The organism is Kitasatospora sp. NPDC036993 (assembly GCF_055607525.1).
Genome location: NZ_JBVJRP010000001.1, coordinates 670,307 through 689,474, shown reverse-complemented (window position 1 = coordinate 689,474; position 19,168 = coordinate 670,307). Strand labels below are relative to the sequence as shown.

The 19,168-nt window shown below is 75.0% G+C and carries 21 protein-coding genes and 1 riboswitch; of the genes, 14 read left to right on the top strand and 7 right to left on the bottom strand.

The window, feature by feature from the left end:
• Positions 1-376: 376 nt before the first annotated feature.
• Positions 377-1,456, top strand: coding sequence for a hypothetical protein (locus ACZ7C5_RS03375; RefSeq protein WP_401088929.1), 1,080 nt, complete (start codon positions 377-379; stop codon positions 1,454-1,456).
• Positions 1,457-1,784: 328 nt separating this feature from the next.
• On the top strand, positions 1,785-2,660 hold the full coding sequence (locus tag ACZ7C5_RS03370; protein ID WP_470321861.1) for a hypothetical protein: 876 nt from the start codon (positions 1,785-1,787) through the stop codon (positions 2,658-2,660).
• On the opposite strand, the gene ACZ7C5_RS03365 is transcribed toward ACZ7C5_RS03370, so the two are convergent.
• From ACZ7C5_RS03365 to ACZ7C5_RS03350, 4 genes are all read right to left on the bottom strand, one after another.
• Positions 2,657-3,112, bottom strand: coding sequence for a GNAT family N-acetyltransferase (locus ACZ7C5_RS03365; RefSeq protein ID WP_401088933.1), 456 nt, complete (start codon positions 3,110-3,112; stop codon positions 2,657-2,659). The genes ACZ7C5_RS03370 and ACZ7C5_RS03365 overlap by 4 nt on opposite strands.
• Positions 3,113-3,148: 36 nt before the next feature.
• Entirely contained in the window at positions 3,149-3,895 is a 747-nt protein-coding gene (locus ACZ7C5_RS03360; protein ID WP_401088935.1) for a hypothetical protein, read from the bottom strand.
• 87 nt (positions 3,896-3,982) lie between these two features.
• Positions 3,983-4,723: a sensor domain-containing protein gene (locus tag ACZ7C5_RS03355; RefSeq protein WP_401088937.1), complete on the bottom strand. Its 741-nt coding sequence runs from the start codon at positions 4,721-4,723 to the stop codon at positions 3,983-3,985.
• A 106-nt stretch (positions 4,724-4,829) separates the two neighbouring features.
• The gene (locus ACZ7C5_RS03350; RefSeq protein WP_470321860.1) at positions 4,830-5,417 is read right to left on the bottom strand and encodes a GNAT family N-acetyltransferase; all 588 of its coding nucleotides are present in this window, start codon (positions 5,415-5,417) and stop codon (positions 4,830-4,832) included.
• Between the two features lie 42 nt (positions 5,418-5,459).
• Here ACZ7C5_RS03350 and ACZ7C5_RS03345 point away from each other — a divergent pair, with 42 nt between their 5' ends.
• The gene (locus ACZ7C5_RS03345) at positions 5,460-6,335 is read left to right on the top strand and encodes a hypothetical protein (RefSeq protein ID WP_470321859.1); all 876 of its coding nucleotides are present in this window, start codon (positions 5,460-5,462) and stop codon (positions 6,333-6,335) included.
• A 139-nt stretch (positions 6,336-6,474) separates the two neighbouring features.
• Here the strand turns inward: ACZ7C5_RS03345 and ACZ7C5_RS03340 are convergent, their stop codons facing one another.
• Entirely contained in the window at positions 6,475-7,308 is an 834-nt protein-coding gene (locus ACZ7C5_RS03340; protein WP_401088943.1) for a M23 family metallopeptidase, read from the bottom strand.
• A gap of 12 nt (positions 7,309-7,320) precedes the next feature.
• Positions 7,321-7,479: riboswitch (cyclic di-AMP (ydaO/yuaA leader) on the bottom strand.
• A 194-nt stretch (positions 7,480-7,673) separates the two neighbouring features.
• Here ACZ7C5_RS03340 and ACZ7C5_RS03335 point away from each other — a divergent pair.
• From ACZ7C5_RS03335 to ACZ7C5_RS03285, 11 genes are all read left to right on the top strand, one after another.
• Positions 7,674-7,964 (top strand): YiaA/YiaB family inner membrane protein, encoded by a 291-nt coding sequence (locus tag ACZ7C5_RS03335; protein WP_188300943.1) that lies wholly within the window; start codon positions 7,674-7,676, stop codon positions 7,962-7,964.
• A gap of 120 nt (positions 7,965-8,084) precedes the next feature.
• Complete coding sequence (locus tag ACZ7C5_RS03330) at positions 8,085-8,912, top strand: alpha/beta fold hydrolase (protein ID WP_470321858.1); 828 nt, start codon at positions 8,085-8,087, stop codon at positions 8,910-8,912.
• A 71-nt stretch (positions 8,913-8,983) separates the two neighbouring features.
• Positions 8,984-9,550, top strand: coding sequence for a TetR/AcrR family transcriptional regulator (locus ACZ7C5_RS03325; protein ID WP_188300942.1), 567 nt, complete (start codon positions 8,984-8,986; stop codon positions 9,548-9,550).
• 64 nt (positions 9,551-9,614) lie between these two features.
• The gene (locus ACZ7C5_RS03320; RefSeq protein ID WP_470321857.1) at positions 9,615-11,834 is read left to right on the top strand and encodes a SpoIIE family protein phosphatase; all 2,220 of its coding nucleotides are present in this window, start codon (positions 9,615-9,617) and stop codon (positions 11,832-11,834) included.
• A 231-nt stretch (positions 11,835-12,065) separates the two neighbouring features.
• Positions 12,066-13,325, top strand: a complete 1,260-nt coding sequence (locus ACZ7C5_RS03315) for an ATP-binding protein (RefSeq protein ID WP_401089272.1) — start codon at positions 12,066-12,068, stop codon at positions 13,323-13,325.
• The gene (locus ACZ7C5_RS03310) at positions 13,309-13,722 is read left to right on the top strand and encodes a roadblock/LC7 domain-containing protein (RefSeq protein WP_188300939.1); all 414 of its coding nucleotides are present in this window, start codon (positions 13,309-13,311) and stop codon (positions 13,720-13,722) included. The genes ACZ7C5_RS03315 and ACZ7C5_RS03310 overlap by 17 nt, the downstream gene beginning before the upstream one ends.
• On the top strand, positions 13,719-14,066 hold the full coding sequence (locus tag ACZ7C5_RS03305; protein ID WP_401088951.1) for a DUF742 domain-containing protein: 348 nt from the start codon (positions 13,719-13,721) through the stop codon (positions 14,064-14,066). Before ACZ7C5_RS03310 ends, ACZ7C5_RS03305 begins: the two co-directional genes overlap by 4 nt.
• Positions 14,044-14,679, top strand: a complete 636-nt coding sequence (locus ACZ7C5_RS03300) for a GTP-binding protein (protein WP_188300937.1) — start codon at positions 14,044-14,046, stop codon at positions 14,677-14,679. The genes ACZ7C5_RS03305 and ACZ7C5_RS03300 overlap by 23 nt, the downstream gene beginning before the upstream one ends.
• On the top strand, positions 14,676-16,154 hold the full coding sequence (locus ACZ7C5_RS03295; protein ID WP_401088953.1) for a cytochrome P450: 1,479 nt from the start codon (positions 14,676-14,678) through the stop codon (positions 16,152-16,154). The genes ACZ7C5_RS03300 and ACZ7C5_RS03295 overlap by 4 nt, the downstream gene beginning before the upstream one ends.
• On the top strand, positions 16,139-17,239 hold the full coding sequence (locus ACZ7C5_RS03290) for a cytochrome P450 family protein (RefSeq protein ID WP_401088955.1): 1,101 nt from the start codon (positions 16,139-16,141) through the stop codon (positions 17,237-17,239). Before ACZ7C5_RS03295 ends, ACZ7C5_RS03290 begins: the two co-directional genes overlap by 16 nt.
• Positions 17,240-17,282: 43 nt before the next feature.
• Positions 17,283-17,543 carry a hypothetical protein gene (locus ACZ7C5_RS03285; protein ID WP_470321856.1) on the top strand — a complete coding sequence of 87 codons (261 nt, stop codon included), beginning with the start codon at positions 17,283-17,285 and terminating at the stop codon, positions 17,541-17,543.
• Positions 17,544-17,700: 157 nt separating this feature from the next.
• On the opposite strand, the gene ACZ7C5_RS03280 is transcribed toward ACZ7C5_RS03285, so the two are convergent.
• Both ACZ7C5_RS03280 and ACZ7C5_RS03275 read right to left on the bottom strand, forming a co-directional pair.
• On the bottom strand, positions 17,701-18,525 hold the full coding sequence (locus tag ACZ7C5_RS03280; protein WP_401088959.1) for an isocitrate lyase/PEP mutase family protein: 825 nt from the start codon (positions 18,523-18,525) through the stop codon (positions 17,701-17,703).
• Positions 18,522-19,010 carry a carboxymuconolactone decarboxylase family protein gene (locus tag ACZ7C5_RS03275; RefSeq protein ID WP_401088961.1) on the bottom strand — a complete coding sequence of 163 codons (489 nt, stop codon included), beginning with the start codon at positions 19,008-19,010 and terminating at the stop codon, positions 18,522-18,524. Before ACZ7C5_RS03275 ends, ACZ7C5_RS03280 begins: the two co-directional genes overlap by 4 nt.
• Positions 19,011-19,168 lie beyond the last annotated feature (158 nt).

Genomic DNA, 19,168 nt, shown 5'->3' with positions numbered 1-19,168 from the left:
AGCGCCCCTGCCTGCGCAGGGTGAGGCCCCAGGCCTCCGGCAGGCGAAATCCATAGCAGTCACCCGGCCCGCGGGCTCACCGGTTCATCCCCGGTGCCTCGGCGCCTGGCCAGTGCACGGGCCGGCGCGGAGGAGCAGCCCGCGGGTCGTCTGCGTTCCCGGGGAGCTTCCGGCATCGGTTCCGGAGGCTCCCCGCGGCGTGTCCCGGGGGACGGGTCGGGGGGACGGGTCCGGGGGGCGGACCCTGGGAACGGGTCCGGGGGAAGGGCCTTGGGCGTCCGGCGGACGTTCTCGTGGGCGTTCAACCGGAGGGACGGCGGCGCTAGAGTTCGGCGCGGGTCCCGGAGCGGAGCCGCGCGGACACAGGGGGTAGGGGATGGCGAAGGCGAGGCGGCCGGGCGGCGGGACGACGCCGCGGACGGCGCGGTGGGGCGCCGGAGTGCCGGCCGGGACGGGGCTGGCCGGGCTGCTGCTGTTCGCGCTCGGCCGGGAGCACGCCTGGCAGGCGATCGGCGGCGGGCTGGTGGTGGCCGGGGCCTCGGTGGTGCTCGGCGGCGGGCTGGGTTTCCTGTTCGGGGTGCCGCGGGTGCGCGGCGGCGCGGGAGAGCCGCAGGGCTCGTACGCGCCGAACACCAATCTGGAGCAGGTCTCCGACTGGCTGACCAAGGTGCTGCTGGGCGTGGGGCTGACCCAGCTGGGCTCGCTCGGCGAGCGGCTGCACGACCTCGGCACCGCGCTGGCGCCCGCGCTCGGCGGGGGCCGGGACGTGGTGCCGTTCGCGGCGGCGCTGGTGCTGTACTTCCTGATCCTCGGCTTCCTGGCCGGCTGGCTGGTGACCCGCCTCGCGCTGCCGCAGGCGCTGACCGAGACCGACCAGGCGCTGGACCTCTTCCTCGCCGGGCAGGACCGCGACCGGCACGGCGACAAGGTGGGCGCGGACGACCTGCGGGTCCGCGCGATGCAGCAGCTCGGACTGCTGGGCGGCAGCGCGGAGCACCCGGCCGCGCTGGCCGGGCAGCTGCCGCCCTCCTCCGGCGCGCCCGCCGGGCCGGAGGGCGTGGTGGCCGAGGTCCGCGCGACCGCGCGGCGCTCGGCGCTGACCGCCGACCAGGTGCGGGCGCTCTTCGCGGACGGCTCCGAGGGCCGGCGGATCCAGGCGCTCGCCCTGATGCAGGGCGATCCGGCGCTGGCGGACCTGACCAGCGTGCTGGACGCGATCGAGCACCCGCGCTCGGGCTTCGAGCAGTACCACGCGCTGCTGGCCGCCCGGGGGCTGCTCTCCCTGCTGCCCGCCGCCGGGGCGCAGCGGCTGCGGGACGCGGTGGCGGCCCAACTGGTCGACCCGCAGGGCATCCCGTACGGGTCGGACCGCAGCTGGCTGGCGGAGAAGATCCTGTCCCGGCTCCCGGCGGCGGCCCTCGTACCGGCCCAGCCGGGCGCTGGGGGCAACTCCTAGACGGGTGAGTCCGGTTGCCGGGCCGAGCGGGCATCAGGGCCTCGGGGAGATGCGGACGGTTCGCCCGTTCGTCTCGTTCGCCGCCGAAGCTCAAGCCGCGCGGGCCGAGTGACCCTCAAGGGAACGGTGGGGTAAACCACCTTCCAACCCCCCTGTACGCAGCAGATATGACTTATCGTCACGACTTTTCCACAGGCAGTTCGGCCATGTAGCGTGCGCAGCAACGAAACAACCCCCGCCGGTGCTCGCAACACCGAACGGGGGTCTGACCGACACGATCGACCGACTCTAAGGAATCGATCCTGTGGCTACCCACGACAATACCGCCATGGCCGCCCCCGGGTACGGCAAGCAGTCCGCCCCGGAGCAACTCCCCCGCTCCGCGACCGACTTCGCCCACCTCCCGGCCCGCGAGGCCTACCTCGCCTCGCTCATCGACCACCTCCCCGACGGCGCCGCCATGGACGTCAAGACCCTCGCCGTCCTCCAGCCCCACTACGGCCAGATGGCCTGCCGCACCGCCCTCACCAGGCTCTCCACCGCAGGCCACCTGCGCCGCGTCCGCGAACGCCTCAGCTCCACCGACTGCCGATGGGTGTTCCACACCTACTTCTCCCGCACCCCCCGCTCCGACGCCTGGTGGAACCACTTCCTCGCCACCGGCGGCACCAACGACAGCGGCGACGCGTCAACGCCCGCCGACCCCGACCCCCCGGACGAGCGAACGCCCATCCGCAACCACACCCCCCTCCCCTCGGCCGCCTACGCCGCCCTCGCCGGCCTCGGCCTCACCGACCCCCGCCTCGCCCTCTCCGCCGCCGACTGCACCACCCTCGAACCCCTCGCCGCCGAATGGTTCGCCCGAGGCACCACCCCCGCCCTCTTCACCATCGCCCTCACCAACAGCCTCCCGCCCGACATCCACAGCCCGGCCGCCTTCACCCGCCGCCGCCTGATCGACAAACTCCCCCCGGAACGCCCCCGCCCACCACAGACGACCCGCATCCCCGAATGCACCACCTGCCGCACCCCCTGCCGCCCCCACGCCCTCCTCGGCGGCCTCTGCCGCACCTGCCACGGCACCCCCACACCCCCACCACCCCGCCCCGGCGCACTCCCACCAGCCGCCGTCCACCGCCACGCCGCCCACGTCAGAGCGGCACTCAGGCGAAACAGCGCCTCATCCCCGCCTGCGTACGCCTAGCCGGCCCGGACGGTGAAGCGCAGTTCGGGGCGGTCCCAGGTGATCCTCCCGTGGGCGGGGAAGGTGCCGACGCGTTCGGCGCCCACCCGCAGGTAGAAGCGCTCGGCGGGCGGGTTGGAGACCACCCGCACCTCGGTGATCCCGGCGCCGCGGGCCAGCTCCAGCATGTGGCCGATCAACTCGCGCCCGGTGCCGCGCCCCTGGGCCTCGTCGGCGACGAACATCAGGTCCAGTTCGGCCGGTTCGCGGATCAGCGCGTAGAAGCCGAGCAGTTGCCCGGCGGCCCGGTCGGCGGCGAGGAACACCTCGTGGCGGGCGATGTAGTCGGGCGTCACCCGGTAGCCGTCGATCATCGCGGCGTACTCGCCGCGGTAGGCGGAGCAGGTCTGGATCAGGTCGGTGAGCCGCTCGGCGTCGGTCTCGTCGGCGCGCCGGATGGTCGTATCGGTCATGCGGGAGAGTATAGGAGTGACCCCTGACAGTGACTCTTACATGCTCCCTGGGAAAGCGGCCCGGCGGTGGTGGTCGGCGGCCCGCAGCACCAGGAGTCGGAGGGTGCGGCCCTCCACCGGGCCGGAGAGACGGCGGACCTCGCTGGATATCCGGCGCTCGCCGAGCGCGTACCGCAGCCGGTCGAGGTGGCCGCAGCGGCGGCCGTACCCGTCGTTCAACGGCTGCACCCGGACCTCGCCATCCGGGGAGGTGACCCGGACCAGCTCCGCCAGCGCGGCCGACTGGCCCTCCAGGCCGAAGAGTTCGGGATAGGCGAAGAGCAGGTGGCCGCTCAGGGTGAGGGCGAAGGCGCCGTCCGCGAAGGGCAGCCGGGGCAGCGCGGCGGCCACGTACTGCTCGGGGTGGGCGGCCGAGTCGGCGGCGAACAGCCGCCGGGCCCGGTCCCAGCTGCGCAGGTACCGCTCGGCGTGGTCCGGGCGGGGCGCGGGGTAGAGCCGCGGGCGGGCGGCCATCGCGGCGGCCATCGCCACCCGGGCGGCCAGGGCGCGGTCGGCGACCGCGGGCAGCGGCAGCGCGTACGCCGGGTCGACGGCGATCACCCGGCAGCCCAGCTCGCGCGCCTCGGCGGCCAGGCCGGCCGCGCCGCCGGGACAGTCCAGCAGCGGCCCGGGCAGGGCGGCGAGCCGGGCCCGGGTGAGGCCGAACTGGGCGCAGTACTCGTCCAGCGGGCGGGAGGTGACCAGGACGTCCGGCTGAGCGGGGGGAAGGCCGGCGGCAGCCACCCGGTCATCCGAACACGGGGCGGCCCCGCCCGCATCCGGAGGACGTCCGGGGCGCGGGCGGGGCCTGGGAGTGGGCGGAGCCGGCGGTCAGCGGCCGAGCAGGCCCCGGACGGCGGCCCGGTTGACGTTGGTCAGGCCGCGGACCAGCTGGGTGGTGAGGAAGACCAGCAGCACCCCGAGGAGCGACAGCGCGGCGATCTGCCAGGGTGCCTGGATCTCGTACACGTGCTGGACGCCGTCGCCGTCGCGGAAGTCGAACAGCCGGTACCCGTTCCAGGGCGTGTAGGCCCGGAAGACCCAGTGGTACAGCGGGTAGAGCGCCAGCGACCAGCCGAGCAGCAGGAACACCAGCGTCACCACGAAGCTGAATATCGCCCAGGGGAACATCACCACCTGGTACAGCACGGCCTTCCAGCCGGCCCCGTCCGCCAGCCGCGCGGTGATCGCGCCCCAGCTGCCAGGGCGGACCTGGCGCACCGGCTCCGGGCCGGGGACGTCCAGCGCCAGCATGCCGCGCACCCGGGCCCGCTCCAGCCGGCCGAAGCCGCGGGCGAGGCTGGTCAGGGCGCCCAACACGGGCAGGCCGAGGACGGTGACGAAGGTGCCGAGGCCGAAGCAGAACATGGTGATCGAGACGGCGAACCCGGCGATCGCCACCGGCAGGCCGGTGAGCGCGTAGCCCACCTCGCGGTAGTAGTACGCCGAGAACGGCGCCCGCCACGCGGCCGGCCGCTGCCCGGTCCTGCGGGCCGCGGCGGGACGCGGGACGCCACCGTGACCGCCCAGGACGTCCCACTCCCGGTCCTCCATGCTGTGGCTGCTGCTCATGCTCCCGGCCCCTCGTTCTGGCGTTCGTTCGTCCCGCTGACGAGGTCCAGTCTGGTGGACGCGCCGACCGGGCGTGATCCGGAGGCCTGGCGGATCCGGGGTGGGGTTAACCCCCCTCCCCCCGGGCGGCCGGGCCCGGCCACTCGTCGGCGAGCAGCGCGTAGAGGTACGAGTCGGACCAGACGCCGTCCTTGAACCCGTCGTGCCGCAGCCGCCCCTCCCGCCGGAAGCCCAGCCGGGTGAGCACCTTCACGGAGGCCGCGTTGTCCACGTGGACCCGGGCGGTCAGCCGGTGCAGGTCCAGCGGGCCGAAGGCGAGGCCGCGGAGCAGGCCGACGATCTCGCCCGCGTAGCCGCGGCCCCTGACCTCGTCGGCCAGCACGCACCCCAGGTCGGCGGAGCGGTGCCCGCCGAGGACGAGCGAGGCCTGCCCGACCGGCGGCGCGTCCCGCGGGTCCTCGGCGTCGGCGAGCCTGGTGACGGCGAGCCGGTAGGTGTCCCGCTCCCCGGCCATCGCCTCCTCCAGGTAGAGCTCGATCTGGTCGGCGCAGGCCTCCCGGTCGCACGACCCGAAGGGCAGGTACCGGGTGACCTCGGGGTCGCCGAACAGCGCGTGCAGCGCGTCCACGTCGCCCTCGGTGTGGTGGTACTCGCGGATGGCCAGTCGCGGGCCGGTGAGTCGTACGGGGAGCATGGCTGCCGACCCTATCCCCGCCCGGCGGCTACCGTTCGGACTATGAACGACGAAGACCTGCGGCTCGCCCCCCGCACCAAGGCCGCCGACCTGCTCGCCTGGGCGGCCGAGCAGGGCCGCGCGCCGGTGGCCGAGGGGCCGCTGCGCACGGTGCTGGCGCTGCTGGAGCTGGGCGAGGGCAGGATGCACGACGGCTGGCCGGAACTGACCTCGAACGCGGTGGAGCACCTGCTGTACGAGCGCCTCCACCTGTACGTCCAACCCGCGCCCGAGGAGGACCCGCTCGCGTACGGCGACGCCGTCCGGATGCTGGCCGACCACCAGCGGGCGGCCCGGCGGCTCAACGCCAAGCGCCAGGAGCGGCTGCACGCGGAGGCCGAGTGGCAGGGCGAGGTCGCGGCCGGACTGCTGCGCCGCGCCGACCTGGTGACCTGGCCCCGGCTGTACGCGCTGCTGCTGCACGCGCACGGGGTGGACGTCGCCGACGGGGAGGCGGTGCGGGACTGGCTGGCCGGTTTCGGCGGGCTCGCCGAGGAGGAGCGGCTGGCCGCGTACGAGGACCTGGCGCCGGCCGGCTGGCTGGACGAGCCGGACGAGCAGGGCTGGGGCTGGAGCCGGGTGCTCTCGGTCGGCATGGCCACCGACGGCGCGCGGCGGCTGCTGGAGCAGGGCCTGATGCGGCGCAGCTACCGCAACCTGGCCGAGCTGACCGCGCTGGGACGGCCGATGCCGGACGAACTGGCCGGGGACTTCGGCGAGTTCGAGGACGCGGCGGTCGAGGCGGCGCTCGACCTGTTCGGCGAGTGGACGGTGCCGGGGCTACCGCGGCTGCTGGTGGAGGAGTTCCCCGAGCTGGCGCCGGAGCCGGGCCAGGAGGAGATCGACGCGTACCTGGCGCAGCTGCCCGCCGAGGAGTGAGAGACCGCGAAGACCCCCGGCCGGGAGCTCGTGCTCCGGGCCGGGGGCCTTCGCGGGGGCGTCTGCGAGCGGGGGCGTCTGCGAGCGGGTGCCTCAGCCGGCGGGTGCCGTGAGACCGGGGGCCGTCAGGCCCGGGGCGTCACGGGTTGAGGCCGCGCTGCTGGAGCCAGGGCTCCGGGTCGACCGGGGCACCGCCGCCGGGGCGGATCTCCATGTGCAGGTGCGGGCCGGTGACGTTGCCGGTCGCGCCGACCTTGCCGATCTGCTGGCCGGCGACGACCTTGCCGGAGCCCTTGGTGATCGAGGAGAGGTGGCAGTACCAGATCTCGGTGCCGTCGGGCAGGGTCTCGACGATCCGGTAGCCGTACGAACCGGCCCAGCCGGCCGAGGTGATGGTGCCCTGGCCGAGCGCGTGGACCGGGGTGCCGGTGTCGGCGGCGAAGTCCAGGCCGGTGTGCAGGTTGGCCCAGTAGCGGGCGCTCTGGCCGTAGTGGGCGGAGAGCCGGTAGTCGTCCACCGGCAGGGTGAGGGCGGCGGCCTTGGCCCGCTCGGCCTCCTCGGCGGCGCGCTTGGCCTCGGCCTCCTTGGCGGCGGCCTTGGCCTCGGCCTCCTGCGCGGCCTGGACCCTGGCGGTCTCCTCGGCGGCGGTGCGCTGGCTGTCGGCCTGGTGCTGGATGCGGGCGGCGAGCGCGAGGCCGGGGTCCGCGGAGAGGGCGACCGGGGCCTCGTCCGGGGCTTCGACCGCGGGGGCGGCGGCCGGGGTGGCCGAGGCGAAACCGGTGGCCCCCAGGGTGGCGGCGACGGCGGTGACGCCGAGCAGCGGGGAGGTTCCGCGGGTCTGACGCGGCATCCGGTGGCGGTTGGTCTCGGCCTCCGGGCCGAAGGCGTCGGGGCCTTCCGAGCCGGGGTGGTCGAGGAGCTGGGTACCGGCTGCGGGGCCGGCCGGGTGTGCCGGGGTGTACGTCGACGCCACGGAGGCGCGCTCCTTTCCTTCCTTCGCGCCTACCGGGTTAGCTGACGGGTTCGGAGCAGGAAGGTCTCCTACGGCCGGGCCTGGGCCCCGCCGATTCACCCCAGGGAACGTGGTTCCCCGGCTCCCTGACCTGCCCGGAGGCCGGTCGGTGGGATTAGGCACCGCGCACGGTGCCGTCTGGGTACGGCGTTGACGACCGCGCTGCGTTATCAAACGTTAATCCTAGGAGGCGCCGATTCCAAGCCATCCGGTGGAAGCGACTGTCGACCATATGATCGGACGTCAACGAACGACCCCTCATGCACGGCTCCATCTGAGTACTCCTACTCATGTGCGGTCCGGCCGGGCGGCCGCATCCTGACGCCATGAGCGCACCGATGCAGACCCGCACGACGGCCGCCTACTACATCCAGGCCGTCCTCTCGTTCGCCCTGTCCGGCACCACCCTCGCCGTCGGGATCGCCTATCTGCCGGTCGGCGGGTGGACCCGGGCGTTCCTCGGAATCGGCCTCCTCTACACCGTCACCTCCGCGTTCACGCTGGCGAAGGTGATCCGGGACAAGCAGGAGACCAACGAGATGGTGACCCGGGTCGACCAGGCCCGGCTGGAGAAGCTGCTCAGCGAGCACGACCCGTTCAGGGTCGAGGGCGCCTGACCCGCCCCCTTCCCGGATCGCCGCCCGCCGGCCGCTTGACGGCTAAGGCTATTAGCCTTAGCTTTATGGCTATCGGCAGCAACGCCGATGCCCCGCCCCGGCGGCCCGAGGAGGACCCCCATGAACGGCACCATCACCCCGAGCACCCAGTACCTGACCGTCCCCGGCGGCCGGATCGCCTTCGACGACACCCGGCAGGGCGACGGCGCCCCCGTCGTCCTGCTCCCGGGCATGCTCGACAGCCGGGCCGCGTACCGGCACCTGCGCCCGCTGCTGGTCGCCGCCGGCCACCGGGTCGTCACCATGGACCTGCGGGGCTTCGGCGAGTCCTCGATCGCCTGGGACGACTACGGCCCGGCCGCCCTCGCCGGCGACGTCCTCGCCCTGCTCGACCACCTCGGCATCGAGCGCGCCGTCCTCGCCGGGAACTCGTACACCGGGGCGACCGTCGTCAGGGCCGCCGGGGATGCGCCCGGGCGGGTCGCCGGGATCGTGCTGATCGACGCCTTCGTCGAGACCCCGCCGCCGGGCGCCCTGATGCGCGCCGCCATGGGCCTGATGGGCGCGGCCCTCGTCCACTGGCCCGCCGCCTGGGGCTTCTACCTGCGCCGGATGGCCTTCCCCGGCGCCAGGCCCGCCGACTTCGACGCGTACGTGGACGGGCTGGTCTCCGACCTGCGCACCCCCGGACGCAAGACCGCCACCCGCGGGTACGTCGACGGCGACTCGGCGCCGGTCGGCTGGACGGCCGCGGTGCGGTGCCCCGCGCTGGTGGTCATGGGCAGCAAGGACCCCGACTTCCCGAAGCCGGAACTCGTCGCCGACCGGCAGGCCGCGGCGCTCGGCGCGCGGAAGGCGATGATCGAGGGGTCCGGGCACTACCCGATGGCCGACAACCCGGCGGCCACCGCGGACGCCCTGCTGCCCTTCCTCGCCGAACTCGGCTGACCGACCGCCGCCCGCCGGCCGCCCGACCGTCGCCCGCACCCGCCCGACTTCCGTACGGAGAGCCCGAACCCATGCCCCGCGTAGGACTGACCCCCGACCAGGTCGTCGACCACGCCCTCGCCCTCATCGACGAGCAGGGCGCCGAGGCCCTCACCCTGGCCTCCGTCGCCGCCAGGGCCGGGGTCGCCACCCCCTCGCTGTACAAGCACGTCAGCGGCGGCCTCGCCGAACTGCGGCGGCTGATCGCCGTCCGGGTCACCGGGGAGCTGGCAGACCGGCTGGCCGAGGCGGCGGTCGGCCGCAGCGGGGACGACGCCGTCGCCGCGGTGCTGCGCGCCTACCACGCGTACGCCACCGAGCACCCGCACCGCTACAACGCCCTCCCCCAGGCCCCGCAGCCCGACGACGACCTGGCCCGCGCGGCCGCCCGGCTCGTCGGCGTGATCATCGCCGTCCTGCGGGAGTACGGCCTCGACGGCTCCGAGGCGATCCACGCCGCCCGCACCGTCCGCTCGCTCGCCCACGGCTTCGCCTCCCTCAGCGCCGCCGGCGCCTTCCGGCTCGCCGAGGACCTCACCACCACCCACGACCGCCTCATCACCACCCTCACCACCGGCCTCCGCGCCTGGCCTGTTTAGCCCAGCCGCCCGGGCCCGGCTCGGTCACCATCCGCCCCCCGGGGAAATGGGGTATCAAGGGTCAGTGCCCCTGGAGCCCGCCGGCAGTCCGACCACGCGCAGCGCGATGCGCTGCGTGCGCCTGCTGCTCGGCTGCACCAGCGCCGCCGGACTGCTCGGCACCGTCCTGGCCGAGGGCCCGGGCTGGATCACCGGCGAGGGGTCCGTGCTCTACCTGCTGGACTCCGCCGGGATGCTCCGGCTGATCGCCTCGCACGGGCTGCCGGACTGGGCGCACGAGCGCTACGGCGTGGTCGACCCCGCCGGTGAGCTGCCCGCCGCGATGGCCCTGCGGCTGCGCCGCCCGTACCTGCTCGGCCCCGAGCACACCAGCGTCGACTACCCGGACGGGAACGCCGGCATGGGCACCGGGATGATCACCGTGATCACCCTGCCGATGGTCGTGGACGAGCGGCCGATCGGCGTCCTCGCCCTCACGCTGGCCCACCGGGGCACCGTGCCGCGCCGCGACCTGGACGTCCTGGAGACGGTCGCCGAGGCCTGCGCCCACCGGCTCTCCCACCTGCTGGACCACGCCGACGCCCACCTCCCGCACGGCACCCGGGCCCCGTACGGCGTCCGGGCGCCCGAGGACCCGCGGGCGGCCGACGGCCGCCCCGCCGGGCCGGCCCACCCGCTGCTGTCGCTGGCCGTGCGGGCCGCCGGGCACGGCGCCTTCGAGCGCGACCTGGTCACCGGGGAGAGCTACTGGGACGCCGAGGCGTTCCGGCTGGCGGGCCGCCCGGCCGCCCCGGACGGCACCGCTCCCGAGCTGGACCGGCTGGTCCACCCCGAGGACCTGCCGGACGTGCAGGCCGCGCTGGCCGAGGCGCTGGCCACCGGCGGCCGCTACCGGATCGGCTACCGGGTGGTCCGGCCCGGCGGCAAGGTGGCCCGGGTCGAGGAGTCCGGCGAGGTGATGCTGGACGTGCACGGGCGGCCGGTGCGGATCGCCGGGCTGCTCGCCGACGCCGGGCACCGGGGGCAGCCGCCGGCCGAGGAGCGGAACTCCCCCGCCGCCGCCAGGACGGCGCTGCTGCTGACGCTCACCCGGGCGCTGTCCAGGGCGGTGACCGTCCGGGACGTCACCACCGCGGTCACCGACGTCGCCCGCCCCGCGCTCGGCGCCTCCGGCATCGTCCTGGACCTGGTGGACGAGGGCCGGCTGCTGCCCGTCTCGCACACCGTGTACGGGGGCCCGCGGCGCACCGAGCTCACCCGCCTGGCGGACCTGTCCGAGGACGTGATGCAGCGGTCGCTGACCCGCTCCGCCCCGCTGTTCAGCGACCCCGCGGCGGCCCGCACCCGGCGCGACCCGCTCTCCCCGGCCGCCTGGGCGGTGCTGCCGCTGGTCGCCTCCGGGCAGCAGGTCGGCTCCTGCCTGATCACCTTCGCCGCCGAGCGCGCGTTCGGCCGCGAGGACCGCACCCTGTACTCGGCGTTCGCCGGCATCCTCGCGCAGTCCCTGGAGCGGGCCCGGCTGTACGACACCCACCACCACCGGGCCACCGAGCTGCAGCGCGCGATGCTCCCGCGCACCCTGCCCCGGCTGCCCGGGATCACCAGCGCCGCCCGCTACCTGCCGAGCACCGAGGGCATGCAGATCGGCGGCGACTGGTACGACCTGCTGCGGCTCCCGGACGGCCGGATCGGGCTGGTGATCGGCGACGTCCAGGGGCACAACGCCGAGGCCACCGCGGTGATGGGCCAGCTGCGCAGCGGCCTGCGGGCGTACGCGACGGACGGGCACGACCCGGCTGCCACCCTGACCCGGACCAGCCGGCTGCTGGCCGAACTGGACACCGAGCTGTTCGCCACCTGCCTCTACCTGACCCTGGACCCGGCGGACGGCGTGCTGACCGCGGCCAGGGCCGGCCACCCGGCGCCGGTGCGGATCACCGCCGACGCCGCCGCCGTCGAGCTGGAGCTGGAGGGCGGGCCGCCGCTGGGCGTGGCCCCGGAGCGGCCGTACCCGCTGGCGGTGGGGCGGCTGGCGGTCGGCGAGACGCTGCTGGCGTACACCGACGGGCTGGTCGAGGACCGCGAGGAGGACTACGACGAGTCGGTGCAGCGGATGCTCGGCGGGCTCGAACTGTGGGCCCGGCGGGCCGGTCCGGGACGGGTCGGCCCGGCGTCGGCGCTGGAGCGGCTGGCCGACCTGCTCACCCTGAACGTGACCGAGCGGCGGTCCAGGCCGGACGACGTGGCGCTGCTGCTCCTGCACCGGACGGCGCCTCTTCCGTGACATCGTGCACACAGGTCCCACACATCGCCGGACGCGATCCGGCCGACCGGCTTGAATCCGCCGCCTCCCGCGGGACCGGCCGGAGCGTCGCGAGGCCTCGTCAGGCCGTGGGGTCGGGGTCGAACGACTGCCGATTGACGCCGAATTGACTCGATATTGACGAGATCCGGTCACTTGGCGAGATCCGTTCACACCTTCGTAGGATCATCACCCTAGAATTCGCGCGTGACGATGACTCAGTGGTGCGCAACGGCAACCGGCGTGCTCGCCGTCCTCGCCCTCGTGACCGCCGCGCGGTACCGCGCCGTGTCCGTCACCCAACGCGTCCGCGCCGACCGGCTCCACCGCGAACTCGCCGCCGTCCAGGAACAGCTCGCCGCCGGGCTCTCCCGCCGCGGCGCCGAACTCGCCGCCGTCCAGCAGGAGCAGGAGCACACCGCCTCCACCCAGCGGGCCTTCCTCAGCGTCGCCCGCCGGATCCTGGTGATGGCCCACGACCAGCAGGCGCTCCTCGACGAGATGGAGCGCACCCACGACGACCCGGCGCTGCTGGAGGGCCTGCTCAAGGCCGACCACGCGGCCGCCCAACAGGCCAGGCTGGCCCAGACCCTGGCCGTGCTCTGCGGCGCCAGGGCCGGCCGGCACTGGCCGGAACCGGTCGCCCTGGAGGACGTCGTCCGCGGCGCCCAGTCGCGCATCCTGCCGTTCCAGCGCGTGGTGGTGCGCAGCCGGATCGAGACCGCGGTGGTCGGCGCCGCCGCCGAGGCGCTGATCCACGCGATCGCCGAACTGCTGGACAACGCCACCCGCTACTCCCCGCCCAGCACCCAGGTGTTCGTCACCCTGATGCCGGTGCACAACGGCGCCGTCGTCGAGATCGACGACGGCGGCGTGGGCATGCCGGAGCAGGCCGTCGCCAAGGCCGCCGCCGCGCTGGCCGGCGGCAGCACCCTGGAGGTCTCCCGGCTGGGCGAGGTGCCGCAGCTGGGTCTGGCCGCCGTCGGCCGGCTCGCCGAGCAGTACGGCTTCCGGGTCACGCTCAGCTCGGCGCCCTCCCCGTACGGCGGCGTACGGGTGGTCCTGCTGCTTCCGAACGCGCTGCTCACCGAGCCGCTGCCGCCCACCGTCCCCGGCCTCGGGCCGGACGACCGGGCGTTCAACCCCGGGCCCCGGCCGGTCTCCCCCGCCGGTCACCCCATGGTGGAGACCCCGCCGCCGGGACGGCCCGCCGCCGACACTCCCCCGCCGCTGCCCCGCCGGAGCCACCGGCGCGCCCGCACGGGCCGCCCCGCCCAGCACGCCGCTCCCCCACCGCCGCCCGCGCCGCCCTACCGCTCGGCCCGGGACGCGCAGGCGTTCATGGCGATGTTCCAGGCCGGGACCGCCAGCGGCCGCTCGGCCGTCCGGGCCCAGGCCCAGTCCGACCCTTCCCTGCCCGCTTCCCCCCGACTTCCCCAGCGCTCCGGAGAGTTCCATGACCACCACCCCTGATCTCGGCTGGCTGCTCGCCGACATCATCGCCGTCCCGCAGGTCCAGCACGCCGTGGTCGTCTCCAACGACGGCCTGGAGATCGGCCGCAGCGCGGGCATCGCGCGCGAGGACGCCGAACGGCTCGCCGCCGCCTGCTCCGGGCTCCAGTCGCTGGCCCGCGGCGTCGCGACGGGCTTCGGCGGACCGGGCAGCGCCACCCGCCAGATCATCATCGAGTACGGCGGCGGCTACCTCTTCGTCGTCGCGGCCGGGGCCGGCGCGCACCTGGCCGTGGTGGCCGGCGACGCCGTGGACGCCGGACTGGTCGCGTACCAGATGCAGGTCCTGGTCGAGCGGATCGGCAGCCACCTCACCAGCCCGCCGCGCGTCGACCACGCGGCGGGGGGCCACCGGTGAGCGGCCCGGTCCGCCCGTACGTCATCACCGGTGGGCGCAGCCGCCCCACCCGGTCGGAGCTGGCCGTGGAGAGCCTGGTCAGCGCGTTACCCGGACCGCCGGAACTGCCCGAGCACCCGCTGCTGAACCGTGAGCACCGGCGCATCCTCGGCCTCTGTCACAGCCTGCTGTCCATCGCCGAGGTGGCGGCCCACCTGGGGCTTCCGCTCGGCGTCGTCAAGGTGCTGGTCGGGGACCTGTGGGACCTCGGCGCCGTGCAGGTGCTCCCGCCCGTCCCGCAGGCCGAACGCCTGCCCGCAACCCTCCTGGAAGAGGTGCTCGTTGGCCTCCGCCAACTCCGCTGAGACCGTCCCCGGCGCCGCCGGGTCCGCCGACGGGCCGCAGTACCTGCCCTCCTCGGTGCAGGGCGCGGTCAAGATCCTCGTCACCGGACCGTTCGGGGTCGGCAAGACCACCCTGGTCGGCTCGCTGAGCGAGATCACCCCGCTGCGCACCGAGGAGACGATGACCGCCGCCAGCAGCGGCGTCGACGACCTCACCGGGCTCGCCGGCAAGAGCACCACCACGGTGGCGCTGGACTTCGGCCGGATCACGCTCAACTCGCGGCTCGCGCTGTACCTGTTCGGCACGCCCGGGCAGCAGCGGTTCTGGCCGCTCTGGGACGACCTGTCGCGCGGTGCGCTCGGCGCGATCGCCATGGTCGACCTGCGCCGGCCGGACGAGAGCTTCGACGTGCTCGGCCGGCTGGAGGAGCAGCGCATCCCGTTCGCGGTCGCGGTCAACACCTTCCCGGGTACGCCGAGTTACCCGGAGGAGGAGCTGCGCTCGGCGCTGGACCTGCTGCCCGAGGTGCCGATCCTGTACTGCGACGCGCGTGACCGGCGGCAGTCCTACGACCTGCTGATCGACTTCGTCGACCATCTGCACCGCAGCTCGATCCTGGAGCTCCAGCGGTGACCGCCCCCGAGCCCACCGGGGCACCCGGATGCCCCGTCGCCCACGGCGGCGGCCCGCCCGGCGGCCCGTCCGGCCGCGGACTGCCCACGGGCGTCCCGCTGACCCCGCTGTTCGGCCAGTCCGTCGCCGAGGACCCGCACGGCCTGTACGCCCGGCTCCGCGAGCGCTACGGTCCGGTCGCCCCGATCGAGCTGGAGCCCGGGGTCGAGGCCTGGCTCGTCCTCGGCTACGCCGAACTGCTCGAACTCACCCGCAACGAGGCGCTGTTCTCCAAGGACTCGCGCCGCTGGCGGGTGCCCGCCGAGGGCCGGCTGGCCGCCGACTCCCGGCTGCTGCCGATGACCTCCTGGCGGCCCACCCTGCTCAACCTGGACGGCGCCGAGCACCAGCGGCTGCGCTCCGCGGTCTCCGACACCCTCGCCCAGATCGACCACCGCCAGCTGCGCGGGACGACCGAGGCCGCCGCCAACGGGCTGATCGACAGCTGGGGTCCGGACGGCACCGCCGACCTGATCGCCCAGTACGCCCGTCCGCTGCCGCTGCTGGTCTTCACCCAGCTGGTCGGACTGCCGGTGGAGAGCGGGCCGCGGGTGGTCGAACTGATCAGCCACTTCGTGGACAGCAGTTCGCAGTCCCAGCGCGCCGGAGCGGAGTTCCAGGCACTGCTGGTCGACCTGGTGCGCCGCCGCCGGGCCGCCCCCAGCGCCGACCTCACCTCCTGGCTGCTCGCCCACCCGGCCGGGCTGACCGACGAGGAGGCGGTGCACCACCTGGTGGTGCTGCTGGTCGCGGGCAACGAGACCTCGATCAACTGGACCGGCAACACGCTGCGGCTGCTGCTCACCGACCGGCGCTTCCGGGCCACCCTCACCGGCGGCCGGCTGACCGTCTCCGACGCGCTGGAGGAGGTGCTCTGGCGCGACCCGCCGACGCAGAACTTCCCGGGCCGCTGGGCCACCGGCGACACCGTGCTCGGCGGCCAGTACATCAGCGCCGGCGACATGCTCGTGCTCGGCCTCGCCGCGGCCAACGCCGACCCGGCCGCACAGGGCGTCTCGGCCGCCGCGCAGGGCTCGCTCGGCGGCAACCGGGCGCACCTCGCCTGGGGCGCCGGCGCGCACGTCTGCCCGGCCCAGCACCCGGCCAGGATCATCGTCGAGACCGCCGTCGAGACCCTGCTGCACCGCCTGCCGGACCTCCAACTGGCCGTGCCGGGCGGCGACCTGGCCTGGCGCCCGTCCCCGTGGTCCCGGGCCCTGACCGCCCTCCCGGTGCTCTACAGCGCCTTCACCCCGCCCCGCCCGCCAGCCCCCGAGAGGCCCGCATGGACACCGTCACCGACTCCGGAACCCGCGCCGAACCCGTCAGACTCGACCCCTTCGGCCGCGACCAGCACGGCGAGAACGCCCGCCTCAGGGCGGCCGGCCCCGCGGTCCTGGTGGAGCTCCCTGGCGGGGTGGTGGTCTGGGCGGTAACCCACCACGACGCCCTCCAGTCGCTGCTCGCCGACCCCCGGGTCGGCAAGGACGCCCGGCTCTGGAGCACCTTCAGGGAGGGCCGGCTCCCGGAGGGCTGGCCGCTGCTCAACTTCATCGTCGTCCCCGGCATGGTCACCGCCGACGGCGAGGACCACCGGCGGCTGCGCGGGCTGGTCTCGCAGGCCTTCACCCCCCGCCGGATAGCCGCGCTGGCGCCCGCGATCGAGGCCCGGGCGATCGCGCTGCTGGACGAGGTCAGCCGGCTGGAGGGCCCGTTCGACCTGCGCAGGCACTTCGCCTACCCGCTGCCGATGCAGGTGATCGGCGAACTGCTCGGCCTGGCGCTGGAGCAGCAGGACGAACTGCACGAACTGTCCGACACCATGGTCTCCAGCTCGGCCACCCCGGCGGCGGCGCTCGCCGCGCAGCGCGGCCTGAACGCGCTGCTGGCCTCGGTGGTGGCGGCCAAGCGGGCCGAGCCGGGCGACGACCTGACCACCGCCCTGATCGACGCCCACGAGGCCGGCCGGCGCCTCGACCAGCAGCGGCTCAGCGAGGCCGAACTGGTCGGCACCCTGCTGCTGATGCTGGTCGCCGGGCACGAGACCACGCTCAACCTGATCACCAACGCGGTCCGCGCCCTGCTCACCCACCCGGACCAGCTGCGGCTCGTCCTGGACGGGGAGCAGCCGTGGTCGGCGGTGATCGAGGAGACGCTCCGCTACGACTCCCCGGTCGGGCAGTTCCCGCTGCGCTACGCGATCGAGGACATCGAGGTCGGCGACGTGGTGATCCGGCGCGGCGAGGCACTGCTGGCCTCCTACGCGGCGGCCGGCCGGGACGAGGGGCACCACCGGGACGCCGACCGCTTCGACCTCACCCGGCAGCCCGCCAAGCACCTGTCGCTCGGCCACGGCCCGCACTTCTGCCTCGGCTCCGGGCTCGCCAGGCTGGAGGCCGAGACGGCGCTGCGACACCTGTTCGCCCGCTTCCCCGGGCTGGCCCTGGCGAAGGGCGCGACCGACGAGCCGATCGCCTCGTTCGTCAGCAACGGTGTGCGCACCCTGTGGGTGACGGTCTGAGCCGGCGGGTTACCTGAGGGCGGTCCGCGTCGTTCGGCAGGGCATGAAGAAACTCGCCACCCTGGCCGCCCTCACCATGGCGGGCCTCGCCCTCGCCGTCCCGGCGGCTTCCGCCACCACCCAGACCGCCTCCTCGCCGGACGTCACCGGCGGGCTCACCGACGGGCTCGAAGTCTCCCCGGCCGACCTCGCCCTGCGGACGGTGGGCAAGCTCCCGCTGGTCGGCAAGCCCGCCAACGAGATCGAGGCGATCGGGACCAACCAGATGAGCCACCCGGGGCTCAGCGGGCAGGTCCTGAACTGATCCGTCGCCCACCTGCCCGTGGGCGGTCGGCCGACCCCCGCACGGCCGGCCGCCCACGGTGCCCGGCCGCCGGGTGTCCGACTGCCCGAGCTGTCCGGCCGCCCGGGGTTTCCGGCTGCCGTGGTGTCCGACTGCCCGGAGTGTCCGGCCGCCTCGCTCAGCCCGCGGACAGCCGGTTGAGCTCCGGGTAGCCCAGCCCGTCGGCGAGCGCGGTGAACGTGCCGTGCCCGTACACCTCCTCGGCGGCCCGGCGGACCGCCGCGTACGCCACCTCGGCCAGTCCGGGGCCCAGGCTGATCCGGGCCACGCCCAGCTTCGCCAGCTCGGCGACCGACGGGGAGCCGGGGCCGGCCAGCACGTTCAGCGGCGCCGGGACGGCCGCGACCAGCGCGGCGATGGTCTCCGGGTCGGACACCCCCGGGACGAACACCCCGTCCGCACCCGCCTCGACGTACGCCCGCAGCCGCCGCACCGCTTCCTCCGGCCGGTCCTCGGGGGCGCCGATCCCGTGCAGGAAGACGTCGGTGCGCGCGTTGACGAAGAGCGGCACGCCGGCCGCGTCCGCCGCCGCCCTGGCGGCCGCGATCCGCTCGGCGGCCTCCTCCTGCGGACGGCCCTCGTCCTCCAGGTTCACCCCGACGGCGCCGGTGTCGAGCAGCGCGGCGATGGTCTCGCCGACCCCGGCGGCGGTGTCCGCGTAGCCGCCCTCCAGGTCCGCGGTGACCGGCAGGCCGACCGCGCGGACCACCTGGGCGGTCCTGGCCAGCACCTGCCCGGGGTCGGCGCCGCCGCCGTCCGCGCGGCCGAGCGACCACGACACGCTCGCGCTGGCCGTCGCCACCGCCCGTGCCCCGGCGGCGGCCACCAGCCGGGCGCTCGGCACGTCCCAGGCGTTCGCCAGCACCAGCGGCTCGCCCGGGCGGTGCAGCTCGCGCAGCAGCCGGGCCTGCTCCCGCCGGCCGGCCCGGTCGGTGGCGCTCACCTCGCGGCCGGGCTCATGCGGGTGGAGACGCCGATCCGGTTCCAGGCGTTGATCGTGGTGATCAGCGCGATCAGCTGGGCCAGCTCGGTCTCGTCGAACTGCGCGGCGGCCTCCGCGTACACGGCGTCCGGCACGTGGCCCTGGGTCAGCAGGGTGACCGACTCGGTGAGGGCCAGGGCGGCGCGCTCGCGGGCGGTGAACCAGGGCGTCTCGCGCCAGGCCGGGAGGGAGAGCATGCGGTGGTCCTGCTCGCCGTGCTCGCGGGCGTCGGCGGAGTGCATGTCGATGCAGAAGGCGCAGCCGTTGATCATCGAGGCGTGCACCTTGACCAGTTCGGCGATCACCGGGTCGACGCCCTCCCTGGAGGCCCGGTCCAGGGCGACCATCGCCTGGTAGAAGGCGGGGGCGAGCTTGTGCATCGGCATGCGCTGCTCGGGGGCGGGCACCGGGGCCCCGTTCGTCACGGTCGTCTCGTTCGTCGTCATGGCCGCCAGCCTAGGAGCACGGTGGCCTGCCGTCCTGGTGCATTCGGCCACCCGCATCGTGGGCCACTTCCGGCGTGCGAACGGCCGTGCGAGGATCGCCGGGAGGGGATCTCCGGCGGGTTCACCGGCCGGATCGCCGACCGGACGAGGTCAGGGGC

Coding starts and splice junctions, on each gene's coding strand:
- ACZ7C5_RS03375 (WP_401088929.1), top strand. CDS start 377: ATGGCGAAGGCGAGGCGGCCGGGCGGCGGGACGACGCCGCGGACGGCG.
- ACZ7C5_RS03370 (WP_470321861.1), top strand. CDS start 1,785: ATGGCCGCCCCCGGGTACGGCAAGCAGTCCGCCCCGGAGCAACTCCCC.
- ACZ7C5_RS03365 (WP_401088933.1), bottom strand. CDS start 3,112: ATGACCGATACGACCATCCGGCGCGCCGACGAGACCGACGCCGAGCGG.
- ACZ7C5_RS03355 (WP_401088937.1), bottom strand. CDS start 4,723: ATGAGCAGCAGCCACAGCATGGAGGACCGGGAGTGGGACGTCCTGGGC.
- ACZ7C5_RS03350 (WP_470321860.1), bottom strand. CDS start 5,417: ATGCTCCCCGTACGACTCACCGGCCCGCGACTGGCCATCCGCGAGTAC.
- ACZ7C5_RS03345 (WP_470321859.1), top strand. CDS start 5,460: ATGAACGACGAAGACCTGCGGCTCGCCCCCCGCACCAAGGCCGCCGAC.
- ACZ7C5_RS03335 (WP_188300943.1), top strand. CDS start 7,674: ATGAGCGCACCGATGCAGACCCGCACGACGGCCGCCTACTACATCCAG.
- ACZ7C5_RS03330 (WP_470321858.1), top strand. CDS start 8,085: ATGAACGGCACCATCACCCCGAGCACCCAGTACCTGACCGTCCCCGGC.
- ACZ7C5_RS03325 (WP_188300942.1), top strand. CDS start 8,984: ATGCCCCGCGTAGGACTGACCCCCGACCAGGTCGTCGACCACGCCCTC.
- ACZ7C5_RS03315 (WP_401089272.1), top strand. CDS start 12,066: ATGACTCAGTGGTGCGCAACGGCAACCGGCGTGCTCGCCGTCCTCGCC.
- ACZ7C5_RS03310 (WP_188300939.1), top strand. CDS start 13,309: ATGACCACCACCCCTGATCTCGGCTGGCTGCTCGCCGACATCATCGCC.
- ACZ7C5_RS03285 (WP_470321856.1), top strand. CDS start 17,283: ATGAAGAAACTCGCCACCCTGGCCGCCCTCACCATGGCGGGCCTCGCC.
- ACZ7C5_RS03275 (WP_401088961.1), bottom strand. CDS start 19,010: ATGACGACGAACGAGACGACCGTGACGAACGGGGCCCCGGTGCCCGCC.